This is a genomic window from Ensifer sp. VA4 (genome assembly GCF_055710065.1).
Genome location: NZ_JBVQPO010000008.1, coordinates 205,168 through 229,759, shown reverse-complemented (window position 1 = coordinate 229,759; position 24,592 = coordinate 205,168). Strand labels below are relative to the sequence as shown.

Sequence of the window (24,592 nt, the reverse complement as noted above, 5' to 3'; positions counted from 1 at the left end):
AGAGTGCCTAAAAAAACGGCAGCCGGCGTGCGAAGCAGGGGGATTTGCCGGATTTCATCCGGTTGTTATCGCCTGCCGTCAGGATGGTCGCAGACATCAGTGCCTGATGATGTCGTGCTTATTTGCGACCTGATCAGGATCATGAGACGATGAGTGCCCCGGCTTCTTGGCGTGCCTTTGCGCGCAACGAAGAGCTATGTGCGGGCGGTGCCATGCCCGGCGGTGCCGGGTTTAACAGGAGGGAAACCGATGACGGATCATTCGCCATCACAGCAATCTGGGCTCAACCTCGCACACAGCGTTGCGACGGCTGAAAAAACGCCCGTATTCCCGACTGGCCTGCCGCGAAAACAGGGTCTCTACGATCCGCGCAACGAGCATGACGCCTGCGGCGTCGGCTTCGTCGCGCATATGAAGGGCCAGAAGTCGCACCAGATCGTGCAAGACGGCCTCTTCATGCTCGAAAACCTGACGCACCGTGGTGCCGTCGGCGCCGACCCGCTGATGGGCGATGGCGCGGGCATTCTCGTGCAGATTCCCGACCGCTTCTTCCGCGAGGAAATGGCCAAGCAAGGCGTCACCCTGCCGAAGGCCGGCGAATATGCCGTCGGCCATATCTTCATGCCGCAGGACGATGCGCTGGTCGAACATTTCAAGCGGGTGATCAAGGACGTTGTCGCCGAGGAAGGCCAAGTGCTGCTCGGCTACCGCGACGTGCCGGTCGACAATTCGTCGCTCTCGAAGGCGCCGGAAATCGCCGCGACCGAGCCGCGCCACATCCAGGTCTTCATCGGTGCCGGCCGCGATGCCGCCACGAACCCCGAGTTCGAGCGTCGCCTCTTCACGCTGCGCAAGGTGATTTCCAACCGTATCTATGACGAATACAAGGGCGAGGAGAGCAACTTCTACCCTGTCTCGCTGTCGTCCTCGACGATCGTCTACAAGGGCATGTTCCTCGCCTACCAAGTCGGCGCCTATTACAAGGACCTGTCCGACCCGCGCTTCGAGACGGCGGTGGCACTCGTGCACCAGCGCTTCTCCACCAACACCTTCCCGTCGTGGAAGCTCGCGCATCCCTACCGCATGGTCGCCCACAACGGCGAAATCAACACGCTGCGCGGCAACGTCAACTGGATGGCGGCTCGCCAGGCCTCGGTCTCGTCGCCGCTCTTCGGCGAGGACATCTCCAAGCTCTGGCCGATCTCCTACGAGGGCCAGTCGGACACGGCCTGTTTCGACAACGCGCTCGAGTTCCTGGTGCAGGGCGGCTATTCACTGTCGCATGCAGTGATGATGCTGATCCCGGAAGCCTGGGCCGGCAACCAGTTGATGTCGCCGGAACGCAAGGCCTTCTACGAATACCATGCAGCCCTGATGGAGCCATGGGACGGCCCGGCCGCCGTCGCCTTCACCGATGGCCGCCAGATCGGCGCGACGCTCGACCGCAACGGTCTGCGCCCGGCCCGCTATATCGTCACCTCCGACGACCGCGTCATCCTCGCTTCGGAAGCCGGCGTGCTGCCGGTCGATGAAGACAAGATCGTCAAGAAGTGGCGTCTGCAGCCCGGCAAGATGCTGCTGATCGACATGGAGCAGGGCCGCATCATCTCCGACGAGGAGGTGAAGTCCTCGCTCGCCCAGAAGCACCCCTACAGCAAGTGGCTCGAAGACACCCAGCTCATTCTCGAAGAGCTGAAGCCGGTGGAACCGCGCGCGCTGCGCCGCGACGTGTCGCTGATCGACCGCCAGCAGGCCTTCGGCTACACGCTCGAAGACACCAAGATCCTGATGTCGCCGATGGCGACGACCGGTCAGGAAGCGATCGGCTCGATGGGCACCGATACGCCGATCTCGGCGATGTCGGACAAGCGCAAGCTGCTCTATACCTATTTCAAGCAGAACTTTGCGCAGGTCACCAACCCGCCGATCGACCCGATCCGCGAAGAGTTGGTGATGAGCCTCGTCTCCTTCATCGGCCCGCGTCCGAACATCCTCGACCACGAGGGCATGGCGCATGCCAAGCGCCTCGAAGTGCGCCAGCCGATCCTGACCAATGGCGATCTCGAAAAGATCCGCTCGATCGGTCACACGGAGGACCGCTTCGACACCAAGACGCTCGACTTCACCTATGACATTTCACGCGGCGCCGAAGGCATGCCGGAAATGCTCGATCGGCTCTGCGAGCGCGCGGAAGCGGCGGTGAAGGGCGGCTACAACATCATCGTGCTCTCCGACCGTCAGGTCGGTCCGGACCGCGTGGCTATTCCCGCGCTGCTCGCGACCGCCGCGGTGCACCACCACCTGATCCGCAAGGGCCTGCGCACTTCGGTCGGCATCGTGCTCGAGTCCGGCGAGCCGCGCGAAGTGCACCATTTCTGCCTGCTCGCCGGCTACGGTGCCGAGGCGATCAACCCCTATCTCGCCTTCGACACGCTGATCGACATGCACAAGCGCGGCGACTTCCCGAAGGAGGTCGATGCGAGCGAGGTCGTCTATCGCTACATCAAGGCCGTCGGAAAGGGCATCCTCAAGGTCATGTCCAAGATGGGCATCTCGACCTACCAGTCCTATTGCGGCGCCCAGATCTTCGACGCGGTCGGCCTGTCGTCGAAGTTCGTCAACCAGTTCTTCTTCGGCACCGCGACGACGATCGAGGGCATCGGCCTCGAAGAGATCGCCGCCGAGACCGTCGCCCGTCACAAGGCGGCCTTCGGTGCCGATCCGGTTCTGGCCAACACGCTCGACATCGGCGGCGAATATGCTTTCCGCATGCGCGGCGAGAGCCACGCCTGGACGCCGGATGCGATCGCCTCGCTGCAGCATGCGGTTCGCGGCAACGCCCAGGACCGTTATCGCGAATTCGCCGCGATGGTGAACAACTCGGCGCTGCGCATGAACACCATCCGCGGCCTCTTCACGGTGAAGAGCGCCGAGGCTGTCGGCCGCAAGCCGATCTCGGTCGACGAGGTCGAGCCGGCCGCCGACATCGTCAAGCGCTTCTCGACCGGGGCCATGTCCTTCGGCTCGATCAGCCGCGAGGCGCATACGACGCTGGCGATCGCCATGAACCGGATCGGCGGCAAGTCGAACACCGGCGAAGGCGGTGAGGAAAGCGACCGCTACCTGCCGCTGCCGGATGGTTCGATGAACCCCGAGCGTTCGGCGATCAAGCAGATCGCCTCCGGCCGCTTCGGCGTGACCACCGAGTACCTGGTCAATGCCGACATGCTGCAGATCAAGGTGGCGCAGGGCGCCAAGCCCGGCGAAGGCGGCCAGTTGCCCGGCCACAAGGTCGACGCGACGGTTGCCAAGACCCGCCACTCGACGCCTGGCGTCGGCCTCATCTCGCCGCCGCCGCACCATGACATCTATTCGATCGAAGATCTGGCGCAGCTGATCTACGACCTGAAGAACGTCAATCCGGAAGCGGACGTTTCGGTCAAGCTCGTCTCGGAAGTCGGCGTCGGCACGGTTGCCGCCGGCGTTGCCAAGGCGCGTGCCGACCACATCACCGTTGCCGGTTTCGACGGCGGTACTGGCGCTTCGCCGCTCACCTCGCTGAAACATGCGGGCAGCCCGTGGGAAATCGGCCTGGCCGAAACCCAGCAGACGCTGGTGCTGAACGGCCTGCGCTCGCGCGTCGCGCTGCAGGTCGATGGCGGTCTCAAGACCGGCCGCGACGTCATCATCGGTGCGCTGCTCGGTGCCGACGAGTTCGGCTTCGCCACCGCGCCGCTGATCGCCGCCGGCTGCATCATGATGCGCAAGTGCCATCTCAACACCTGTCCCGTCGGCGTTGCGACGCAGGATCCGGTGCTGCGCAAGCGCTTCAAGGGCACGGCCGAGCATGTGATCAACTACTTCTTCTTCGTTGCGGAAGAAGTGCGCGAGATCCTCGCCTCGCTCGGCGTCAGGAAGCTCGACGAGATCATTGGCGCATCCGAGCTGCTGGAAAAGGACGGTGCGATTGCCCATTGGAAGGCCAACGGCCTCGACTTCTCGAAGATCTTCCACAAGGTGGAAGCCAAGAAGGAAGAGACCTACTGGACCACGCGTCAAAAGCATCCGATCGACGACATTCTCGACCGCAAGCTGATCGAGGAGGCCAAGGTCGCGCTGGAAACCAAGGCGCCGGTCAAGATCGACACCGAGATCAAGAACGTCGACCGTTCGGCCGGCGCCATGCTCTCGGGCGCGCTTGCCAAGCGCTGGGGCCACAAGGGCCTGAAGGACGACACCATCCATGTCACCCTCAGGGGCACGGCCGGTCAATCCTTCGGCGCGTTCCTCGCGCGCGGCATCACCTTCGATCTGGTGGGTGACGGCAACGACTATGTCGGCAAGGGGCTTTCGGGCGGGCGCATCATCGTCCGGCCGCCGGAAAACGCGAAGATCGTCGCGCAGGAATCGATCATCGTCGGCAATACCGTGCTCTACGGCGCGATCTCGGGCGAGTGCTACTTCAACGGCGTCGCCGGCGAGCGCTTCGCCGTGCGCAACTCCGGCGCGGTCGCAGTCGTCGAAGGCGTGGGCGACCATGGCTGCGAATACATGACCGGCGGCGTCGTCGTCGTGCTCGGCGGCACGGGCCGCAACTTCGCGGCCGGCATGTCGGGCGGCGTTGCCTACGTGCTCGACGAGGAAGGCGATTTCGCCCGTCGCTGCAACATGGCGATGGTCGAGCTGCAGCCGGTTCCGGAAGAGGACGACATGCTCGAGAAGCTGCATCACCACGGCGGCGACATCATGCACAAGGGCATGGTCGACGTCTCCGGCGACATGACGCGCCACGACGAGGAGCGGCTCTATCAGCTGATCTCCAACCACCTTCACCACACGGGTTCGCCCCGGGCGAAGGAGATCCTCGATCGCTGGACGGATTACCGGCCGAAATTCCGCAAGGTCATGCCGGTCGAATACCGCCGTGCGCTCGAGGATATGGAACGGATGAAAATGGCAGAGGCGGCCGAATAGGAGGCCCCGGTGACCAAGGCTCCCGATTCATCACAGACTGGTTCGGGGGCCCCTCACGCGCGCTTGGGAAAAGCGCCTGTTCAGACGCAAAGCTTTCAGGATAGTACGATGGGTAAGGTAACTGGATTTCTCGAGATCGACCGGCAAGTGGCAAAGTACCAGCCGGCATCTGACCGCATCCGCCATTTCCGCGAATTCACCATTCCGATGTCAGAGCCGGAAGTGCAGAAGCAGGCCGCTCGCTGCATGGACTGTGGCATTCCCTATTGCCACGGGCCGACCGGCTGCCCGGTGCACAATCAGATCCCGGACTGGAACGACCTCGTCTACAACGGCAACTGGGACGAGGCGATCCGCAACCTGCATTCGACGAACAATTTCCCGGAATTCACCGGCCGCGTCTGCCCGGCGCCGTGCGAGGAGGCCTGCACGCTGAACCTCGAAGACATGCCGGTGGCGATCAAGACCATCGAACAGGCGATCGCCGACAAGGCCTACGAGATGGGCTACATCGTACCGCAGCCGGCCGTCATCAAGACCGGCAAGAGGGTTGCGATCATTGGCTCCGGCCCGGCCGGCATGGCGGCAGGCCAGCAGCTTGCCCGCGCCGGCCATGAGGTCCACGTCTATGAGCGTGAAACGAAGCCAGGCGGCCTGCTGCGCTACGGCATCCCGGACTTCAAGATGGAGAAGAACTTCATCGATCGCCGCGTCGAACAGATGAAGGGCGAAGGCGTCACCTTCCACTGCGGCATCAATGTCGGCGTCGACCTGCCGATGCAGCGTCTGCTCGACGACTACGATGCCGTGCTCTACTGCGGCGGTTCGGAGACGCCGCGTGATGCGGGCATCCCCGGTGTCGAATTCGCCGGCGTGCATGACGCGATGCCCTATCTCGTGCAGCAGAACCGCCGCGTCGGCCGCGAAAACATCGACAGCGTCGGCTGGCCGTCCCAACCGATCCTTGCCGGCGGCAAGCACGTCGTCGTCGTCGGCGGCGGCGATACGGCATCGGACTGCGTCGGCACGGCCTTCCGTCAGGGCGCGGTCAAGGTGACCCAACTCGACATCCGTCCGCAGCCGCCGGAAAAGGAAGACAAGCTCGCCGTATGGCCGTTCTGGGCGACGAAGATGCGCACCTCCTCCAGCCAGGCCGAAGGCGCCATCCGCGAGTTCCAGGTGGCGACGCTCGAATTCATCGGCGACGAGGACGGCAATCTCACCGGCGTGAAGTGCTGCCAGGTGGATGATCGCCGCAAGCCGATCGCCGGCACGGAGTTCATCATCAAGGCCGATCTCGCCTTCATCGCCATCGGCTTCCGCGGTCCCTTCGCCAACAGCGTGCTGAAGGATCTCGGCGACAAGCTGACGCTCAACACCGACCGCCGCGGCTCGACCAATGTCGTCGCCAACGAGCGCGACTACAAGACCTCGGTCGAGAACCTCTGGACCGCCGGCGACGTGCGTCGTGGCCAGTCGCTCGTCGTCTGGGCGATTCGCGAAGGCCGCCAGGCGGCACGCGCGATCGACGAGGCGCTGATGGGGTCCACGACCCTGCCGCGCTGACGCTCTTTACTCCCAAGCATGAAAAGCCCTGTCCGCGCGACAGGGCTTTTTGTTGGCGATTGAACAGCACCGTTTCCGGAGCACGCCGCGATCTTTCAAATTCGCTGCTTGCGCTTTAAGTCTCTGATTATTCGCATGTAGTTATCGCAAAACTGCCGCGCACTTTTGCGCGACATGTTTAGTTGCGGATCACCGGATTGCTGATCACCGTGCTTGGCTTCGACAGACGGAAGTCGTCGACGCGGCCCGCCGGTGCGGCGGCGACATCGCCCTTGTCGACCAGCAGGTCGCGGGGGCTCTTGCCATTGCCCTTGTCCGGGGCGGCGTTGCCGAGCAGGGACGCGGCGCCGTCCAGCGCCGGATCGGTCACGCCAATCGGCTGGGTCTTGACGATATCTTCGTTGCCAAGCGGCGCTGTCACGACCAGGTCCTTGAGTTCGTTGGCTCCCGGCACGTTCTTGTCCGTCGCGGCGGCATCTCCGAGTAGCCGGCGAATATCCTTCTCGACGTAGAAGGCGAGCTTCCGTTTGCCGGCCTTGGTGAGGTTGACGCCATCGGCGCCGCGCAGACGAACCTGCTGGCCGTTGATGTCGGAACCGGTCAGAACGAACTTGCCGCCCTCGTCGACGAAGCCATCCCAGATGTCGACGAACTGGCCGCCGACCTTCTCGATCTCCTCGCGATAGATGCCGTTGAAGGTGACCATGTCTGCGGTCATTGCGGCGGACTGGAAGGGCGGCATGCCGACCCAGAGAACCGGCAGCTTCTCCTTGCGGGCAAGGGCGGCCAGCGCGTTGACACGCTTGCGATACTCTTCCGTCCAGAGATCGCTGCGGAACCTTTCCTTGATGTCTCCCATCTGCATCTGCTGTCGGTCGTTGGCGCCGAGGCTGACGATAATGACGGAAGGTTTTACTTCAGAGACATAGCCGGGGAGGGTGCCTGGCCAGTTGAAATAGTCCTCGCGCACGAGGCCGGACGAGCCGTTCGCCCGCGTCTCGATGGCGATGCCGGGCGTCATTTCGAAGGCGGTCTTCAGGCCGTCGCCGAGGCTGCCGGCCATGAAGTCGCCGACGACCAGAACCTTTTTGGCGTCGGGCGCCTTCTCCACCACCACCGGCGCGGGGGCAGGCGTATCGGCAATCTTCGGCTTCTGCTTCTGCTGTCCCTGGCCCTTCTGGCGCTGCTGCTGTTGCTGCCGCTGCCGTTTGGGGCGCGGCTGCTCAGGAAAATAGTCACGATCCTCATAGATCGGCCGTTCGCGGGCCAGCCCGCCAAAGAGCATCTGGAACAGGGTGCGCCGCTGGACCCGTTCCTGTGCTTCGGCAAAGCTCGCGAAAAGGCTGGCGACAACCATCGCCATCGCGGCGATGCAGATGGTCGCGATCCCGAACGGCGTTCGGCTCTGATGCCCGCGGCGCTTGCTCATCATCTGGTTCTTTACCCGTTCATAGCGTGTTCCGGCGGGGATGAGCCGCTGTCACGTTCAAGCGCGCCGCACGGGTGCAGCGCGCTCTTCCGACTTTATCTCATGGATACGGCGATCGCGAAACCGTTTCGAGTGTGCGCTAGTTGCGCAGCGCCCGCAGCAGCATCTGGGTCGGCTCTCCATCGGGCGGCAGGCCGTTCTTCGACTGGAACGCCTGGATCGCGGCCTTGGAACCGGAACCAAAATTGCCGTCGACCTCGCCGCTGTAGTAGCCGAGCTCCTTCAGGCGGTTCTGCAGCTCGAACTTCTCGCTGATGTCGAGCGAGCCGTCCGGACGCGGCCAGCGCTGCTGCATGCCCTGATAGCCGGCGATCTGATCGGCAAGAAGGCCGACGCCAAGGGCGTAGCTGTCGGAGGCGTTGTAGCGCTTGATGACGAAGAAGTTCCTGGTCATCAGGAAGCCGGGGCCCTCGCCGCCACTCGGCAGCTTGAGCTCGGCGCGCATGCTGCCGTTGCGGAAGGCCTTGCCGTTCGGCCTGACGAAACCGAGCGACGCCCATTCGGCGAGCGTCTTCGTCTGGCCGGAGTATTTCGCGGCATTTGCCGGCGGCGCGACTTCGTAGCCCCAGGTTTCGCCCGGCTGCCAGCCGTTCTTCTTCAAGAGGTTGGCGGCCGTCGCCAACGCGTCGGGCACCGAGTTCCAGATGTCGCGATGGCCATTGCCGTCGGCGTCAACCGCATAGAGCAGGTAGCTCGTCGGGATGAACTGGGTGTGACCCATGGCGCCCGCCCAGGAACCGGTCAGCTCGCGCGGCGTGATGTCGCCGCTCTGAAGGATCTTCAGCGCGGCAATCAGCTGCTTCTTGGCGTAGTTCGAGCGCTTCGGATCGACATAGGCAAGCGTTGCCAGTGCGCGCGGCACGTAATGCAGGCGATCATCCTTCTCGAGCACGGCGCCATAGTTGGATTCCATCGACCAGATCGCCAAAAGGATGGTCTTGTCGACGCCGAAGCGCTTTTCCAGCGCGTTCAGCGTGCGGGCGTGCTTGGCCGCCATCTCCTGGCCGATGCGCTTGGTGTAGGGGTTCACCCGGGAATCGATGTATTCCCAGATCTTGTGCTTGAACTCCGGCTGATAGTTCGCCTTCTCGATTACTGTCTGGTCGGGCGTCTTCACGCCGGAGAAGGCTTGCCGATAGGTCGCCTTTGTGATGCCTGCCTTGGCAGCCGTGGCGTAGAATTCGTTGATCCAGTTCTGGAATCCGGCATCGGCGCGTGCGGGCGAGGTACCGAGCGCGGCGGCGGAGAGGACGAGGGCGGCTGCGATATGACGGAAAAACGTTCTGCGGTTTCTGATCATCAGCTGTCGGTTCCGTTTCTCTGCGGAGCTTCGGCCGTCATGGCCCGAATCGCTCCGCAAGGTGGCAGTCTGGGGCCAGCCTGGACGGTGGGGGCAGTCGTCGGCGGCTCCTGGTTCGGATCCGGCCGCGATTGTTGCATTGCCGGATTGCAACGAATCTACAGAAACGTGGTCAACAAACCCTTTACCATGAAATTGTGGTGGCGTCTTCCGCTGCAGAAAATGTCAAGCCATGGTCGTGGAGTTCGCATATGCATGTGTCCCGTCGGTTCATGCTGTGTTCAGCTGACGGCATAGAGATTGCGGCTCCATTACGGAGCGCTGTATGGTTCTGACGGATTGCCGTTCGGGACCATCCGGCAAGACTTATGAGTGAAGTCCTATCAAGGAGGTATCGATGACCGACAAGCGTAAAGTCCGCAAAGCCGTGTTCCCGGTCGCAGGGCTGGGCACACGTTTCCTGCCGGCCACCAAGGCCGTGCCGAAGGAAATGCTGACGGTGGTGGACAAGCCGGTCATTCAATATGTGGTCGATGAGGCGCTGGAAGCCGGCATCGAACATCTGATCTTCGTCACCGGCCGCAGCAAGGCGGTCATCGAGGATTATTTCGACATTCAGGTCGAGCTTGACCAGACGCTGCGCGAGCGTAACAAGAAGGCCGAAATCGCGCTGCTCGACAGCATTCTGCCGAAGGCCGGCACCACCAGCTTCACCCGCCAGCAGGCGCCGCTCGGCCTCGGCCATGCGGTCTGGTGCGCCCGTGACCTCGTCGGCGACGAGCCCTTTGCGCTGCTGCTGCCGGACATGATCATGAAGGGCGAAAAGGGCTGCCTCAAGGGCATGGTCGAGCTCTATGAGCAGAGCGGCGGCAATGTCATTGCCGTCGAGGAATGCGCGCCGGAACAGGCGCACAAATACGGTATCGTCGGCGTCGGCGACAAGGTGGGCGATGGCTTCAAGATCACCAGGATGGTCGAGAAGCCGGCACCGGGCACGGCCCCGTCCAACTTCTTCATCAACGGCCGCTACATCTTGCAGCCGGAGATTTTCCCGATCCTCGAAAGGCAGGAGCGCGGCGCAGGCAACGAAATCCAGTTGACCGACGGCATGCTCAAGCTCTCCGACAGCCAGCAGTTCGCCGCCTATCACTTCCGTGGCGACACCTATGACTGCGGCGCCAAGGATGGCTTCATCCTGGCAAACGTCGCCTTTGCGCTGGAACGCGGAGACATCCGCCCGAGCGTCGAGGGCCCGCTGAAGAGCCTGCTTGGCGCGCTGAAGTAATTTGCCTTCGTCATGAACTCGAGAAGGCCGCGTCCGCTAGGCGCGGCCTTCTCCGTTGAAGGCGGGCTTCTTTGAATCGACGCAATCCCGCACGGAAAGCCGTTTCACAGTTTTCCTGGAATTGCTCTAAAGCGCATCGCGATCTTTCAGATTCGCTCCTTGCGCTTTAAGCCGTTGATATTTTGCATGTCGTTATCGCAAAATCGCTCCGCACTTTTGCGCGACATGCTCTAGCGCCGCAGCGTCAGGCCGACGCCGACGCGGGTGATGTCCGTCGTATCGCCCTGATCGCGGGTGGTGCGCTCGTAGCTGACGTCGCCCGTCAGTGCCAGGTAGCGGTTGATGTCGTAGGTCAGGCCGGCGCCGGTGCGCCAGGTGGTTTCGTCGGACGAGCGAGCGTCGGAGGGGTAGTTGCGCAGCGTCAGGCTGTTCGACAGCCGCGCGACCAGATCCGAGCGCATCTGGTGGGTGATGATGTTGGTGAGGTTGTAGTCGATCGACCCCGCATCGCCCGGCGTCGTCGACGGGTTGAGATCGGTCGAAACGGCGAAGAGCACATCGGTGCCACGCTGCGGCGACCAGTTGAGGCGGCCGTCGACCGAAAGGCCGCTGAGCTCGCCGAGCCGGTCGTCCTCGAAGTTGTAGGTCTCGTAGCCGAGACCCAGCTCGCCATAGAGTTTCTCGCCGAGGTCGAGCTCGATGCCGCCGCGTCCGGCATAGGTCTGGTAGGAACGTTCAAAGCCGAGCGGATCCTCGCGCAGGTCGTAAAGCGATTTACCGACAGAGGCTTCGATGAACGGGATCAGCGCCGGCGACAGCTCGTAGCCGACCCGGGCCGTGAGGATGCCCGTATTGCGATTGCGGTACTTGACGGAGAGGTTCGTGCCGTTCTCCAGTTCGACATCGCCGTAGGTTTGCCGGTCGAAGTCGATACCGACCGAACCGCGGATCAGGCCGAAGTCGCGCTCGATGGCGGCACCAAGGCGGTAGGTGTTGACCGCGGACTGGGTCTTGGCGTTCGAGATCGCGTTCGGATCGTCGGCATCTTCACGCTCGAAGCTATAGCCGGCGCGCAGCCGCGCGATCGTTTCGTCCCAGAGATCGAGCCGGAGTTCCGCGTCGACATTGGCGCGCGGCTCTTCCTCGCCCTCGCCGGAGATGTTGTTTTGCAGGACGCCTTCGCCGGTGACGGTCAACTGATGTCGCGACCAGTCCGAGGTCAGGGTGCCGCGGATCCCGGTTTCGAGATAGCCGCGGTTCGTCTTGGTGTCACCGTCCTTGCGCCATTCATGGTTGATGCTCTCGCTGACGCTGGAGCGCAGCGTGAAGGTGCCGATGCGAACACCCGGCGCGCGATAGTATTCGGGGTCATAGGTCCGCAACCGCAGGCCGTCGATCGTCGGCTCGCGCTGGTTGAGGCGGAGGTAATCCTCGTTCTGCGCCGGCGGCAGGTCGTCGCCGCTGACGGCGCCGGTGGTCTGCGGATCGGCGATAGCGGGCGTTGTAGCCGGGACGGCTGCCGAGGGGGTGCTGACGCCATAGGACGTCGTCGGGGCGGCGGCCGTTTGCGCATGCAAGGGCGATGGCGCAAACAGTGCCGTGCCGGCCAATAGCAACGCCAGCGAGGTCGAACGCCGCGCGTCTCCTTTGGTCGAGCGAGATGAGCCTGGCACCATATGCCGATTGTCCACGAGCCTGATTGCAATCCTTTCGCAATCGTAAAGCGACGTGGTTAAGCAATCGTTTCCAGCCGCGAAAAACGTCGTGGCTTCAGTCGCTTGCCGATCAGGCGCTTTCCACGGTCAGGTTTCGCCCATGGGTGGCAACGACACGGACGCGGGTGCCGGCCGGCAGGTCGGGCCCTTCGATGATCCAGATCGTATCGTCGAGCCGGATACGACCGCGCCCCTCGGCGATCGGCTTCTCCAGCACGGCGGTGCGGCCGACGAGGCTTTCCGCCCTCCGGTTCAGCAAGGGTTCATCGGTGGCTTCGGACGAGGAGAGAACAAAGCGGCGGCCGAGCAGGACCGCGACCACCGAAAGCAGCGCGAAGAGGACGAACTGAACCTGCCAGGTCCAGAAGCCGATCTCCCAAAGCATGAGAGAAAGAATTCCGACTATGAGCGCGGCGATCCCGATCCAGATCAGGAACACGCCGGGGGCAACGAGTTCGGCGGCGAGCAGCACGAAGCCGAGGACCCACCAGTTCCAAGGCCCGAGTTCTTGAATGGCGCGTTCGAGCATCGGCTACTTTCCTTGCGAAGGATCGGCCGGGAAGGCGGGCGTGGTGCGCGGCGCCGATTGGCGCGGACGCGCAGTCTGCCCCGACGGGCCATCACCGAAGACTTCCTTGGCAATGGCGCCGATCCCGCCGAGCGAGCCGATCAGCGACGTGGCTTCCATCGGCATCAGAACGATCTTCTGGTTGTTGGCGGTGCCGATCGAGGCGAGCGCCTCGGTGTATTTCTGCGCAACGAAGTAGTTGATCGCCTGGACGTCGCCGGATGCGATGGCGTCGGAGACCATCTTCGTTGCCTTGGCTTCGGCCTCTGCCAGGCGTTCGCGGGCTTCGGCGTCGCGGAACGCCGCTTCGCGCTGGCCTTCCGCCTCCAGGATCGCCGACTGCTTTGCGCCTTCGGCGCGCAGGATCTGTGCGTTTCTGGCGCCTTCGGCTTCCAGCACCTGGGCGCGCTTCTCGCGCTCGGCCTTCATCTGCCGTGCCATGGCGTCGACCAGATCCTTCGGCGGCGCGATGTCCTTGATCTCGACGCGGGTGATCTTGATGCCCCAGGGGTTGGCGGCATCGTCGACGACGCGCAGCAGTCTCTCGTTGATCGTGTCGCGGTTGGAGAGCAGCTCGTCGAGATCCATCGACCCCATGACCGAGCGGATGTTGGTCATCGTCAGGTTCAGAATGGCAATTTCGAGATGGGCGACCTGGTAGGCCGCCTGCGCCGCGTTCAAGACCTGGTAGAAGGCGACGGCATCGGCCGAGACGCTGGCATTGTCCTTGGTGATGACTTCCTGCGTCGGAACGTCGAGCACCTGCTCCATCACGTTCATCTTCGCGCCGATCCGATCGATGAAGGGCACGATCAGGTTCAGACCCGGCTCCAGCGTCTTGGTGTAACGGCCGAAGCGTTCGACCGTGTAGCGGTACCCCTGTGGCACCGTCTTGATCCCCATGAAGAGGACAAACACGATAAGAACCACGAATGCGACGACGACGATATCCAGTCCGCCCAAGAGACGCCCCCCAATTTGTTGTCCCGACCCGAGACAGCACCTTAGCGCAATAGTTGTCGGACCGGAATCGGTTTCCGTGGGTGGCGCATGGATTCAAAACGTTAGACACGCGCACTCGCCGGTGAACGCATGCGCGGTCCGTTCATCCGGAAGTGGTGGTCGGGGCGCCGCTTTCAAGCGGCGCGGCAAGGAATGGGTTAGAGCCAGCCGGCGAGTTCGCGGCGCACGACGTGTTCGAGAACCGCCATGCCTTCCGCGCTGTCGTTGAGACAGGGAATGTGTGTGAACTTGTCACCGCCATTGTGATGGAAGCTCTCGGCCGCCTGCTCGGCGATCTCCTCGAGGGTTTCCAGGCAGTCGGAGACGAAGCCGGGATTGAGGACGGCAATGCGCTTGACCCCTTCCTGCGCGAGCTTCTCGACCGTCTTGTCGGTGTAGGGCTGCAGCCATTCCTCGGGGCCGAAACGCGACTGGAAGGTGACCTGGAGCTTCTCCTTGGACCAGCCGAGCTTTTCGCGCAGCAGCCGCGCGGTCTTCTGGCACTGGCAGTAGTAGGGGTCGCCCTTGTCGAAGTAGCTCTTCGGGATCCCGTGGAAGGAGGTCAGAACCACTTCCGGCTCCCAGTCGAGTGTCGCCAGGTGACGCTCGATCGAGGTCGCCAGCGCGTCGATGTAGACAGGGTCGTCGTGATAGGGCGGAACGGTGCGCAGCGCCGGCTGCCAGCGCATTTTCAACAGCGCCTCGAAGGCCTTGTCGTTGACCGTTGCGGTGGTGGCGGCGGCATATTGCGGATAAAGCGGGAAGACGAGGATGCGTTCGCAACCAGCCTTTTGCAGTGCCTCCATGCGCGAGGCGATCGAGGGTTGACCGTAGCGCATGCCCCAGTCGACGATTACATCGGGACGATCGGCGAAGGTCTTGGCCATCAGGTCCGCTTGGTTGCGGGTGTAGGTCCGGAGATAGCTTTCGTTCCGTTCCTTGTTCCAGATCGTCTCATAGGCCTTGCCGACCTTGCCGGGGCGGGTGTTGAGCACGATGCCGAACAGGATCGGATACCAGAACAGCCGCGACCATTCGATCACCCGCCGGTCCGTCAGGAACTCCTTCAGGTAGCGGCGCATCGAGGCATAGTCGGTGCCGTCGGGCGTGCCGAGATTGACCAGCAGAACGCCAATCTTTCCGGATTTCACGGAAGGGTGGTTGGCAGGGGCGGTCATGGCAAGCTGTTCGGTCATCTTGATCCTCGTCGGGCCCCGAAATCGGGACACCGCTTCCGTTTGGAGCCTTCAGTTTCAAGTCCTTCTAAGTAGAAAAGCCGGCGCGGGGAAGCCCGCGCCGGCTCTGAAGACAGAGGCAAATTGTCTTATTTTGCCGGGATCTCCAGTTCCGTGCCAACATGCAGCGCGCGCGGCGCCGGCTTGCCGTTGGCCTCGGAGATCTTCTTCCACAGTGCGCCTTCGCCATAGAACGACTTGGCGAGATCCCAGAGCGTGTCGCCCTTGGCGATCACGTGCTTCTGCGGGCCGCTCGCCGCGGACGCTGTGGCGGCGCCGGAGGTCGCAGCCGGCTGGGTTGCCGTGGTGTCGGTGCCGGCCGCGGGCTTTGCTTCCGTTGCTGCGGCACCCGCGGCCGAAGCGACCTCGGTGATGCGGCCATCGGTATAGGGCTTGAACGGCTGGTGGGCCGCGAGATAGTCGGCGAGCACGGTTTCGAGGCCCGGACCGTAGTCGTAGGCGTTCTCACCCTTCTCCTTGAAAACGTCGTAGCCGTCGCCGCCATTGCGCATGTAGTTGTTGGAAACCAGCGAATAGGTCTTCGCCGGATCCAGCGGCACGTAGGTCTCGCCTTCCTTGACCTCGACCGAGACGACGCGGCTGCCGACCGGCTTCGAGCGGTCGAAGGAGTATTTGAGACCCGCGACCTGCGGGAAGCGACCGCCGCCTTCCTCGAGCTTGCTGAGGCCGTTTTCAAGTGCGGCGCGGATGCTGTCGCCCTTGAGCTGGAAGGTCGCGACGGTGTTCTGGAACGGCAGCACCGTGATGGCTTCGCCCATAGAAACGTCGCCGGCATCGATGGAGGCACGCAGGCCCCCGCCATTGGTGATGGCGATGGTCACGCCCTGGCCCTTGACGCGGTCAAGCATGGCATCGGCGACGAGGCTGCCCATCTGGCATTCACGCGCGCGGCAATTCTCGCGCGATCCGTCGATCGGCTCCTCCGTCTTGGCGATGATCTTTGAACGCAGTTCCTCGATCGGCTTGGCGAGTTCGGCGATCCGCGTCAGCACGGCCTCATCCGGTTTGACCGAGGAGTCGACCAGGATCGGATCGCCCTTGGCGGCCTTGACGACGCCCTTATCGTCGAAGGTGACGAGGAGATCGCCGAGATACTTAGTGTAGGAAGCGGCCTGGACCACCGGAACCTTGTAGCCACCGGGATTGTCGACCATCGTCGGATAGGGGCCTTCCGCCTTCGCATCGGTGTTGGAAAGCAGGCTGTGCGAGTGACCGCCGACGACGACGTCGACATCAGGGATCTTGGCGATCGCCGCGAGATCGCGCGGATAGCCGACATGGGTCAGCGCAATGATCTTGTCGACGCCCTGCTTCTTCAACTCCTCGACGGCGGCGGTGGTGGTCGCCACGTCGTCGCCGATCAGGATGTCCGGACCGGGGGACGAGAGTTCCGGCGTGTCGTTGGCGACGGCGCCGACGATGCCGACCTTCTGGCCGCCGACCTCGAGCACGATCGACGGCTTGATGCGGTCGCCGATCTTCGACTTGTGGCTCGGCAGCACGTTGGCGGTGACGACCGGGAAGGTGATCTTGTCGAGGAAGCCGGCAAGGCCATCCTCGCTCTCGTCGAATTCATGGTTGCCGACGGTCATCGCGTCGAACTTCATCAGGTTCAGGAACTCGGCTTCGGCCAAACCCTTATAGGTGGTGAAGAACAGCGAGCCCTGGAAGTTGTCGCCGGCGTTGAGCAGCAGCACGTTCTTGCCGGAGAGTTCCTGGCGTTTCTGCTCGATCAGGGACTTCAGGCGGGCGACGCCGCCGAAGCACTCGTTCTTGCCTTCCTCTTCCGCCGAGCAGGTCGAATCGAACTTGTTGATCGACTCGATGCGGGAATGGAGGTCGTTGATATGCAGGATGTTCAGCTCATAATCGGCGAAGGCAGCGCCCGAGGAGAGGGCAAGAATGGACGCGGTCATCAGGCCGGTCCGCATGTGTCTGATCATGATGTTCTCCTGTTTTGCCGGTTGTCAGCCGACCGTTTCCGGAGCCGTCGAGACGGAACCGTTCCCCACGGTCGGAGTGGCTTTGCCGGGCCGGATGTTTTCATCACTTGAAGGTTACTTCAAGCGCTAAAACCAAGCTCGCTTCGTCAATTTGCAACTAGGTTAAGCTGCGGCCCTGCAACGAAAAAAGCCCCCGATCGGGGGCTCAGATACTTGCATGCGCGCCGGTTTAGCCGCGTCTCGCCAGCGAGAACTGCGCGCCGGCATCGGTGGTGCAGTTGAGCTGGTTCTGGGTGACCAGGGCGCAATTGACCTTCGACTGGGTGTTGCGCACCAGCGAGGTCATGTTGATCTCGACGAGCGTCGGGCTCACGTTCACGTAGTTGCCCGAAGCGAGCAGCTGGTTGGTGTCGGTCGTGCGGGTCGAAAAGGTGCCGCCCGCGAAGGTCGAGACGATGCCGTTCGGATCTACCCAGGAGCCTTCGACGCCGGCCGCCTGGCGCGCCGGCTGACCACCCTCATCGATGAACCGGGGTGACGACTGGCAGGACGCCAAGGCCGCGGCGGTTGCGATCAGGGTCAGAACTGCGAATGGCTTCATAGGCGATTTCCCCCGCATTGGGCCGAGCGGACTGTTTCATTCCGGCATGACCATGCCGCGATCATGAGTTGAAAGCAAGAGCGGCCAAGGGCTGCAGGTGCCTTTTCCCGCACAGACGAAAAGGCCCGGGGCACGGCCGTGCCCCGGGCCGGATGACGTTTTCCGTCAAAAGCTTAGCGAACGAGGATGTTCTTGAACTGCCAGGGATCCTTCGTGTCGATGTCTTCCGGGAACAGGCCCGGACGGCCGTCGAGCGGGGTCCAGTCGGTGTAGTGGCCTTCAACCGGACCGAGATAGGGGAGCTGGACTTCCAAGCAGCGCTTGTAGTCCATCTCGTCGGCTTCGACGATGCCGGCCTTCGGGTTTTCGAGCGCCCAGACCATGCCGGCCAGAACTGCAGAGGTTACCTGCAGGCCGGTGGCGTTCTGGTAGGGAGCGATGCGGCGGGTCTCTTCCAGAGACAGGCGCGAACCGTACCAATAGGCATTCTTGTCGTGGCCGTAGAGCAGGACGCCCAGTTCGTCGAGTCCTTCAACGAGTTCCTTCTCGTCGAGAACGTGATGGACCGGCTGCGAATTGCCGCCGTTGCCGAACATTTCGTGCAGCGACAGGACGGCGTCGTTGGCCGGATGATAGGCGTAGTGGCAGGTTGGGCGATAGGTGACTTCGCCGTCCTTGTCGCGGACGGTGAAGAAGTCCGAGATCGAGATCGCCTCGTTGTGGGTGACCAGGAAGCCGTATTGCGGACCAGGCGTCGGGCACCAGGTGCGCACGCGGGTGTTGGCGCCCGGCTGCTCCAGGTAGATCGCCGCCTTGCAGCCCTTCTTGTGCTTCTTGGCGTTCTTCGGCATCCAGTTTTCATGGGTGCCCCAGCCGAGTTCGGCCGGCTGCAGGCCTTCGGAGATGAAGCCTTCGACCGACCAGGTGTTCCAGAACACGTCGAGCGGCTTCGGCTTCTTGGTGAGCTGCGTGTCGCGTTCGGCAATGTGCACGCCCTTGACGCCGACCTTCTTCATCAGCTTCGCCCAGCCTTCGCGGTCGTCCTGATGCGGCTCTTCGTACTTCACGCCGAGGTCGTTGGCCAGGTTCAGCAGGCCCTGCTTGACGAACCAGGAGACCATGCCCGGATTGGCGCCGCAGGTCGAAACGGCCGTGGTGCCGCCCGGGTTCTTTTCCTTTTCCTTGCGGACGGTTTCGCGCAGCGCATAGTTGGTGCGGTCGGCATTGTCCATTTCGGCGTCGAAATAGAAGCCGAGCCAAGGCTCAACGACCGTGTCGATGTAGAGAACGTCGAGCTTGCGGCACAGCTTGATCAGGTCGAGCGAGCCGGTGTCGACCGACAGGTTGACGCAGAAGCCCTGGCCTTCGCCTTCGGTCAGCAGCGGCTTCAACAGTTCCTTGTAGTTGTCCTTCGTCACATGAGCGCGAACGTGACGTACGCCATGCCGTTCGAAAATCTCGTTGTCGGCGGCATCCTCACGGGGCTCGACCACGATCAACCGGTTCTTGTCGTATTTGAAGTGGCGCTCGATCAGCGGCAGGGTGCCGCGACCGATCGAACCGAAGCCGATCATGACGACCGGACCGGTGATCTCGCCGTAAACCGGATAGGTGGTATCTGCCATTTTTGTCTTTCTCCTGAGAAAACTTTCCCTGTGACGGTGGGTGACTAAGCATGAGGAGCGGCTGGCGCCGCTGTTCTGGCTCGATGGATGTGCCGAAGCGGCCGTTGGTGCCCGGCTGGGCACGCGGCGCTGTAGAGCATAGATTGCTGTCACAATAAAGGGCTGGCGGGTCAACCGCTATTTGAGATGGTGCTTAACCGGTGATCGAAAGCAGGGCTGCGATGGACCCGTCCCGCTTGCTGAAGAACCTCTTGCAGGCGGCCGGCGGCAAGGTCAGGCTGCGCCGCTCGATCCGGCGACCGAGGTCAAACTGCGCAAGACCGACGGTAAAGGGCTTGAAGGAACCGTCATAGGGCCTATGCTGCGTGCCGTTCGGCCGGACCAAGGCGGTATTTAACCATATCCCCATCGTTTCGCACGCGTAAACGCTTGTCACAGGCACTTCGTGCTATAGCTTCGTCCGAAGCATCCGCTTCGCGCCATGATTGATATTGTCCGACCCGGAGGCGTGACAGACCGTGACCGGTAGTCATCTCAAGGCTCTTGCGGCCTTACAGAGCAAAACACCCGTACTGATCGCGCTCTACGATCAGCATGATCGATTGCGGTTTGCCAATCCGGCATTTCGCGCGGCCTACCACGTCGGTCCGGACGAGAGCCCGACCTGGGCGGAGATCATGCGCCGCAACTACGCCGCCGGTCGGGGGACCGTCCTGAAGACCGACGATGTCAACGCCTGGATCGCCTCGACGGCTCACCGGCGCGGCAAGGTACCTTTTCGTGCGATGGAAACCGACTTGCATGACGGCCGCTGGCTGTGGATGACGGAGACGGTGGATTCCGACGGCTGGATGCTTTGCATCGCCGTCGATGTCACCACCATCCACGCCGAGGAGCGCGAACTGCGGCAGGACCGCGACTTTGCGCTTCGGGCGGCTCAGGTCGACGAGCTGACCAGCGTGCCCAACCGTCGTTACACGATGGGGCGGCTGACCGAGTTCATCGCCAACTGCGCCGAAAACCCGCATATGTGGGGTTGCGTCGCGATCATCGACATCGATTATTTCAAGGCGATCAACGACCGTCACGGGCACCAGCGCGGCGACGAGGTGCTGCTCGACTTCGCGCGCCAGATGCAGGAATTCGTGCGCCGCTCGGATTGCTTCGGTCGCATCGGAGGTGAGGAATTCATGCTCATCCTGCCCGATACCACCATCAGCGAAGGCAATCGCATTCTCGACCGCCTGCTCGAAAAGGTCAGGAGCTCGCGGCCGCTCGAGAACATTCCGGAGTTCTTCTACACCTGTTCTGTCGGGCTGGCGGAGTATCGCGATGGCGATTCGGTGAGCGACCTCTATGCGCGCGCCGACCAGGCGCTTTACCTCGCCAAGCGCGACGGCCGCGACCGCGTCAGACGCTACACGCTTCCCGGTTCAGACCAGGAGTCGCACCCGGATCAGACCGCGTAGAGAATTGCCGACATAGAGCGTCCCACCGATGAGATCGGTGGGCGAAAGCCGTGCGGCTCGCGCCCGGCGCCCGCAGATCAGCTCGGTGCGCAGGACGCCTGCGAGCAGGCCACAGGCGATCGGCGGCGTCTTCAGGATGCCGCTGCCGTCGTCGAGGAAGACCGAGGTGATCGTGCCCTCGCAAACCTCGCCTTTCTCGTTGAGAAGAAGAACCTCATCCGCCTCACTCACAGCAAACTCGCCGCGGGCAGCGTCGTAAACCGCCCGGCGGCTGGTCTTGTAGCGCAGCAGCGGATCGCGGGAATTGAGCTGCGTGGCGGCAATCCGCACCTGCCAGATCGTGTCTTCCGATAGCGGCACGAACGGCGCGGTCTTCACCTCGATACGTCCGTCCGGGAAAAGTTCGAGCCGTACGCGGCGTGCGGCCCTGTCGTCGCCGCTCTCCACCGCCGCCAGCAAGGCCGCTTCTGCGCCTTCCGCGCCAGGAATACCGAGACGCCGCGCCGATCGTTTCAGCCGCGCCAGATGCAGGCGCAAGCGGACGAAGCCGTTTTCGGGCTCGTGGCGCAGCGTTTCGATCAGCGAAAAGTCCGTCATCGCGCGATCCCGTCATCGCCAAGCGCGATTTCATCGTCGCCAAGCGCGATCTTGTCGTCGCCGAGCGCGATATTATCGTCGCCGATGGCGAAGCGGGCCTTCAGCAGGCATTCGTCATATTCGGATTGTGCGTTACTGTCGAAGACGATGCCGCCGCCGACATTGAAGACGGCCTCGCCATTGGGGAAAAGCGAAATGGTGCGGATTGCGACGCTGAAGCGCATGACCCCATTTGGGGCGATGAAGCCGATGGCGCCGCAATAGGCGTCGCGCGGTCCGTCTTCCAGATCGTGCAGGATCTCCATGGCCCGCATCTTCGGCGCGCCGGTGATGGAACCGCAGGGGAAAAGGGCGGCGAAGATGTCCTCGAGGCCGATTTCGGGCAAGAGCTTCGCCCGGACATGGCTCACCATCTGGTGCACCGTCGGGTAGGTCTCGATCTCGAACAGCTTGGGGACGCTGAGTGTGCCGACTTCGGTGATCCGCGAGATGTCGTTGCGCAGAAGATCGACGATCATCCGGTTTTCGGCCTGGGTCTTCTCGTCGGCGCGCATGGCCGCGATGATCTCGGCGTCTTCGGCCGCCGATGCGCCGCGCCTGGCCGTACCCTTCATCGGATGTGTCTCGATCCAGCCGTCCGCATCGACGCGGAAGAAGAGCTCCGGCGATCGCGACAGCAGGATCGGCCCGTCAAGCGCGACGAGCGCCCCGTATTTCACCGGCTGGCGATCGATCAGCGACCAGAAGGCGGCACGCGGATCGCCGGACCAGCGGGCGCGGATCGGCATCGTCAGATTGGCCTGATAGCAATCACCCTGCCGCAAGTGCTGGTGCAGGCGATCGAAGCGATCGCGGTAGGTGTCGAAGTTCCAGCCGGCGCGCGGCTCGGTGACGAAGGGTTCGTTCTCGGTCCGCCTCTGAGGCTCGGCGAGCGGGTGGTCTTCGGCGGGCGCATCGAAGATGCCGAAGGACATCAGCGGCGTTTCGCGGCCCTCCTCGGCGAAACCCGCGAGCTTCTCCTCGAAGAGGTGACCGGCCTCATAGGACATGAAGCCGGCGATCCACTTGCCCGCCTTGTGGGCGCGTTCGAGCTCGGCAAGGCCACGGGCGAATTCGGTTTTCGTGTGCGCCGTGACGACGCGCAGGGGCTCAGCGAAAACCGTCGTGCGGTTTTCGCTGTCGTCCCGGAACAGCACATAGGGTGCGGTATCGTTCATAAGTCGTCGTGTCGATCGCGCCGTGATCCGGACCTCTGCCCGGGATCAGGCCTTATCAAGCGCCTCGAGTTCGTCGATGAGCCCTTCGATCATCGACAGTCCCTGTGCCCAGAACGACGGATCGGTGGCATCGAGGCCGAAGGGTGCGAGCAACTCGGAATGGTGCTTGGTGCCGCCGGCCTTCAACAGTTCGAAATACTTCTCCTGGAAGCCTTTTTCGGCGCTCTGGTAGACGGCGTAGAGCGAGTTCACCAGGCAGTCGCCGAAGGCATAGGCGTAGACGTAGAAAGGCGAGTGGATGAAGTGCGGGATATAGGCCCAATAGGTCTCGTAGCCCTCGGAAATCCGGATTGCCGGGCCAAGGCTCTCGCTCTGCACCGACAGCCACAGCTTGCCGATATCATCGGCCGTCAGTTCGCCTTCCTTGCGGGCGGTGTGGACCTTGCGCTCGAACTCGTAGAAGGCGATCTGGCGCACGACCGTGTTGATCATGTCCTCGACCTTCTGCGACAGCATGGCCTTGCGCTCGCGCTTGTCCTTCGTCCGGTCGAGGAGGGCGCGGAAGGTCAGCATCTCGCCGAAGACGGAAGCGGTTTCGGCAAGGGTCAGCGGCGTCGAGGCCATCAGCGCGCCCTGTCCGCCCGCCAGCACCTGGTGCACGCCGTGGCCGAGTTCGTGCGCAAGCGTCATCACGTCGCGCGGCTTGCCCATGTAATTGACGAGCACGTAGGGGTGCGCAGACGGTACCGTCGGATGGGCGAAGGCGCCTGGTGCCTTGCCCGGGCGCACCGGCGCGTCGATCCAGCTCTCGTCGAAGAAGCGTCGGGCGATCGCGGCCATTTCCGGAGCGAAGGCATTGTATGCCGAAAGCACCGTGTCTTTGGCCTCGTTCCAGGAAATCAACGCGTTCGGCGTTTCCGGCAACGGCGCATTGCGATCCCAGAAATCCATCTCCTGCATGCCGAGCCACTTTGCCTTCATGGCGTAGTAGCGATGCGACAGGCGCGGATAGGCGGATTTGACGGCTTCGGCCAGCGCATCGACAACCTCGCGCTCGACGCGGTTGGCGAGATGGCGGCTGTCGGCGATGTCCTGAAAGCCACGCCAGCGGTCGGAGATTTCCTTGTCCTTGGCGAGTGTGTTGGTGATCAGTGTGAAGGTGCGGATATTGCTCTTGAAGGTTTCGGCAAGCGCCATCGCCGCCTTCTTGCGGACCTCGGTCGCCGGATCCTGCAACAGGTTTAGCGCGACTTCGAGCGGCAGTGCCTCGCCATCGACGTTGAAGGTGAGGCTTGCCATCGTCTCGTCGAACAGACGGTTGAAGGCGGCAGCGCCCGTCATCGATTTTTCGAGGAAGAGCTGCTCCAGCTTGTCGTCGAGCTGGTAGGGCTTGTCCTTGCGCAGGTCGGTCAGCCACGGCTTGTAGTGCGCGGCCAGCGCATCGTTCTCGAGCGCCTTATCCAGGATCGCGTCATCAATGCGATTGAGTTCCAGCGAGAAGAACAGCAGATGCGCCGACATGTCGGTAAGCTTCGACTGCACGTCGCCGTAAAGCTTGCCGTTCTCAGGCTTGGACGTGTCCGAGAAATAGGTGAGGCCGGCAAAGGAGGCGATGCGGCCCATGACGTCTTCAAGCGCTTCGAACTCCCGGACGGCGGTGCCGACGCCCTCGTCACCGTTCCTCGTCGCGGCTTCGGCCAGCTTGCCCTTCCACTTGGTCTCGAAAGCGATCGCGTCGGCCTCTGCCTTCTTCAGGTCGTTGCGAAAGGCATCCGATGCGGCGGACGGATAGAGATCTTCGAGCCGCCAGGAGGGCAGGTCGCCGAGATCCGCGGCAGCGCCATGGGACTGGCCGGCGGCGGCACGGACAACGGATTGCTCGGGGGCGAGGAGGCGGAAGGTCATCGTCGGATTTCTCTCGTTCGTGACAGGAAGAAGGCAAGCGATATGGGCCCCATTGCTATCGCCGGCAATGGATAAAATGC

Annotated in this window: 16 protein-coding genes and 1 pseudogene; 4 read left to right on the top strand and 13 right to left on the bottom strand. The window is 62.9% G+C overall.

Annotated features, from left to right (window positions below; all coding sequences use genetic code 11):
• Positions 1-249 precede the first annotated feature (249 nt).
• Both gltB and AC0C6X_RS16120 read left to right on the top strand, forming a co-directional pair.
• On the top strand, positions 250-4,974 hold the full coding sequence (gene gltB, locus AC0C6X_RS16125; RefSeq protein ID WP_472953998.1) for a glutamate synthase large subunit: 4,725 nt from the start codon (positions 250-252) through the stop codon (positions 4,972-4,974).
• A 108-nt stretch (positions 4,975-5,082) separates the two neighbouring features.
• On the top strand, positions 5,083-6,540 hold the full coding sequence (locus AC0C6X_RS16120) for a glutamate synthase subunit beta (RefSeq protein ID WP_247959793.1): 1,458 nt from the start codon (positions 5,083-5,085) through the stop codon (positions 6,538-6,540).
• 178 nt (positions 6,541-6,718) lie between these two features.
• On the opposite strand, the gene AC0C6X_RS16115 is transcribed toward AC0C6X_RS16120, so the two are convergent.
• Together AC0C6X_RS16115 and AC0C6X_RS16110 are read right to left on the bottom strand one after the other, a co-directional pair.
• A complete protein-coding gene (locus AC0C6X_RS16115) occupies positions 6,719-7,969 on the bottom strand; it encodes an SGNH/GDSL hydrolase family protein (protein ID WP_472953995.1) in 1,251 nt (416 codons plus the stop codon).
• Between the two features lie 139 nt (positions 7,970-8,108).
• On the bottom strand, positions 8,109-9,329 hold the full coding sequence (locus AC0C6X_RS16110) for a lytic murein transglycosylase (RefSeq protein ID WP_173520383.1): 1,221 nt from the start codon (positions 9,327-9,329) through the stop codon (positions 8,109-8,111).
• A 397-nt stretch (positions 9,330-9,726) separates the two neighbouring features.
• Between AC0C6X_RS16110 and galU the strand changes: the two genes are divergently transcribed.
• Positions 9,727-10,614 (top strand): UTP--glucose-1-phosphate uridylyltransferase GalU, encoded by an 888-nt coding sequence (gene galU / locus AC0C6X_RS16105; protein WP_472953992.1) that lies wholly within the window; start codon positions 9,727-9,729, stop codon positions 10,612-10,614.
• A gap of 230 nt (positions 10,615-10,844) precedes the next feature.
• On the opposite strand, the gene AC0C6X_RS16100 is transcribed toward galU, so the two are convergent.
• The 8 genes from AC0C6X_RS16100 to AC0C6X_RS16065 all read right to left on the bottom strand — a co-directional run bounded on the left by AC0C6X_RS16100 (position 10,845) and on the right by AC0C6X_RS16065 (position 19,709).
• Positions 10,845-12,290, bottom strand: a complete 1,446-nt coding sequence (locus AC0C6X_RS16100; protein ID WP_472953990.1) for an outer membrane beta-barrel protein — start codon at positions 12,288-12,290, stop codon at positions 10,845-10,847.
• A gap of 109 nt (positions 12,291-12,399) precedes the next feature.
• Positions 12,400-12,858, bottom strand: coding sequence for an NfeD family protein (locus AC0C6X_RS16095; RefSeq protein WP_173520386.1), 459 nt, complete (start codon positions 12,856-12,858; stop codon positions 12,400-12,402).
• Positions 12,859-12,861: 3 nt separating this feature from the next.
• Positions 12,862-13,860 (bottom strand): SPFH domain-containing protein, encoded by a 999-nt coding sequence (locus tag AC0C6X_RS16090; RefSeq protein ID WP_247959789.1) that lies wholly within the window; start codon positions 13,858-13,860, stop codon positions 12,862-12,864.
• Between the two features lie 197 nt (positions 13,861-14,057).
• On the bottom strand, positions 14,058-15,077 hold the full coding sequence (gene hemH / locus AC0C6X_RS16085; RefSeq protein WP_173520661.1) for a ferrochelatase: 1,020 nt from the start codon (positions 15,075-15,077) through the stop codon (positions 14,058-14,060).
• A 146-nt stretch (positions 15,078-15,223) separates the two neighbouring features.
• Positions 15,224-17,098, bottom strand: a complete 1,875-nt coding sequence (locus AC0C6X_RS16080) for a 5'-nucleotidase C-terminal domain-containing protein (protein WP_472953986.1) — start codon at positions 17,096-17,098, stop codon at positions 15,224-15,226.
• Between the two features lie 229 nt (positions 17,099-17,327).
• A complete protein-coding gene (gene omp10, locus AC0C6X_RS16075) occupies positions 17,328-17,699 on the bottom strand; it encodes an outer membrane lipoprotein Omp10 (protein ID WP_173520389.1) in 372 nt (123 codons plus the stop codon).
• Between the two features lie 173 nt (positions 17,700-17,872).
• Entirely contained in the window at positions 17,873-19,324 is a 1,452-nt protein-coding gene (locus AC0C6X_RS16070) for a homospermidine synthase (RefSeq protein WP_173520390.1), read from the bottom strand.
• A 193-nt stretch (positions 19,325-19,517) separates the two neighbouring features.
• On the bottom strand, positions 19,518-19,709 hold the full coding sequence (locus AC0C6X_RS16065) for a hypothetical protein (RefSeq protein WP_472953983.1): 192 nt from the start codon (positions 19,707-19,709) through the stop codon (positions 19,518-19,520).
• 133 nt (positions 19,710-19,842) lie between these two features.
• On the opposite strand from AC0C6X_RS16065, the gene AC0C6X_RS16060 reads away from it, so the two are divergent.
• Complete coding sequence (locus AC0C6X_RS16060; protein ID WP_173520392.1) at positions 19,843-20,793, top strand: GGDEF domain-containing protein; 951 nt, start codon at positions 19,843-19,845, stop codon at positions 20,791-20,793.
• Here AC0C6X_RS16060 and AC0C6X_RS16055 read toward each other — a convergent pair.
• The 3 genes and pseudogenes from AC0C6X_RS16055 to AC0C6X_RS16045 all read right to left on the bottom strand — a co-directional run bounded on the left by AC0C6X_RS16055 (position 20,758) and on the right by AC0C6X_RS16045 (position 24,512).
• Positions 20,758-21,390, bottom strand: coding sequence for an aminotransferase class IV family protein (locus AC0C6X_RS16055; RefSeq protein ID WP_173520393.1), 633 nt, complete (start codon positions 21,388-21,390; stop codon positions 20,758-20,760). The two genes, AC0C6X_RS16060 and AC0C6X_RS16055, sit on opposite strands and share 36 nt — an antisense overlap.
• Before the next feature lie 65 nt (positions 21,391-21,455).
• Positions 21,456-22,607: pseudogene (locus AC0C6X_RS16050) on the bottom strand (aminodeoxychorismate synthase component I); the annotation flags it as partial.
• 45 nt (positions 22,608-22,652) lie between these two features.
• Positions 22,653-24,512: a M3 family oligoendopeptidase gene (locus AC0C6X_RS16045; RefSeq protein ID WP_472953981.1), complete on the bottom strand. Its 1,860-nt coding sequence runs from the start codon at positions 24,510-24,512 to the stop codon at positions 22,653-22,655.
• Positions 24,513-24,592 lie beyond the last annotated feature (80 nt).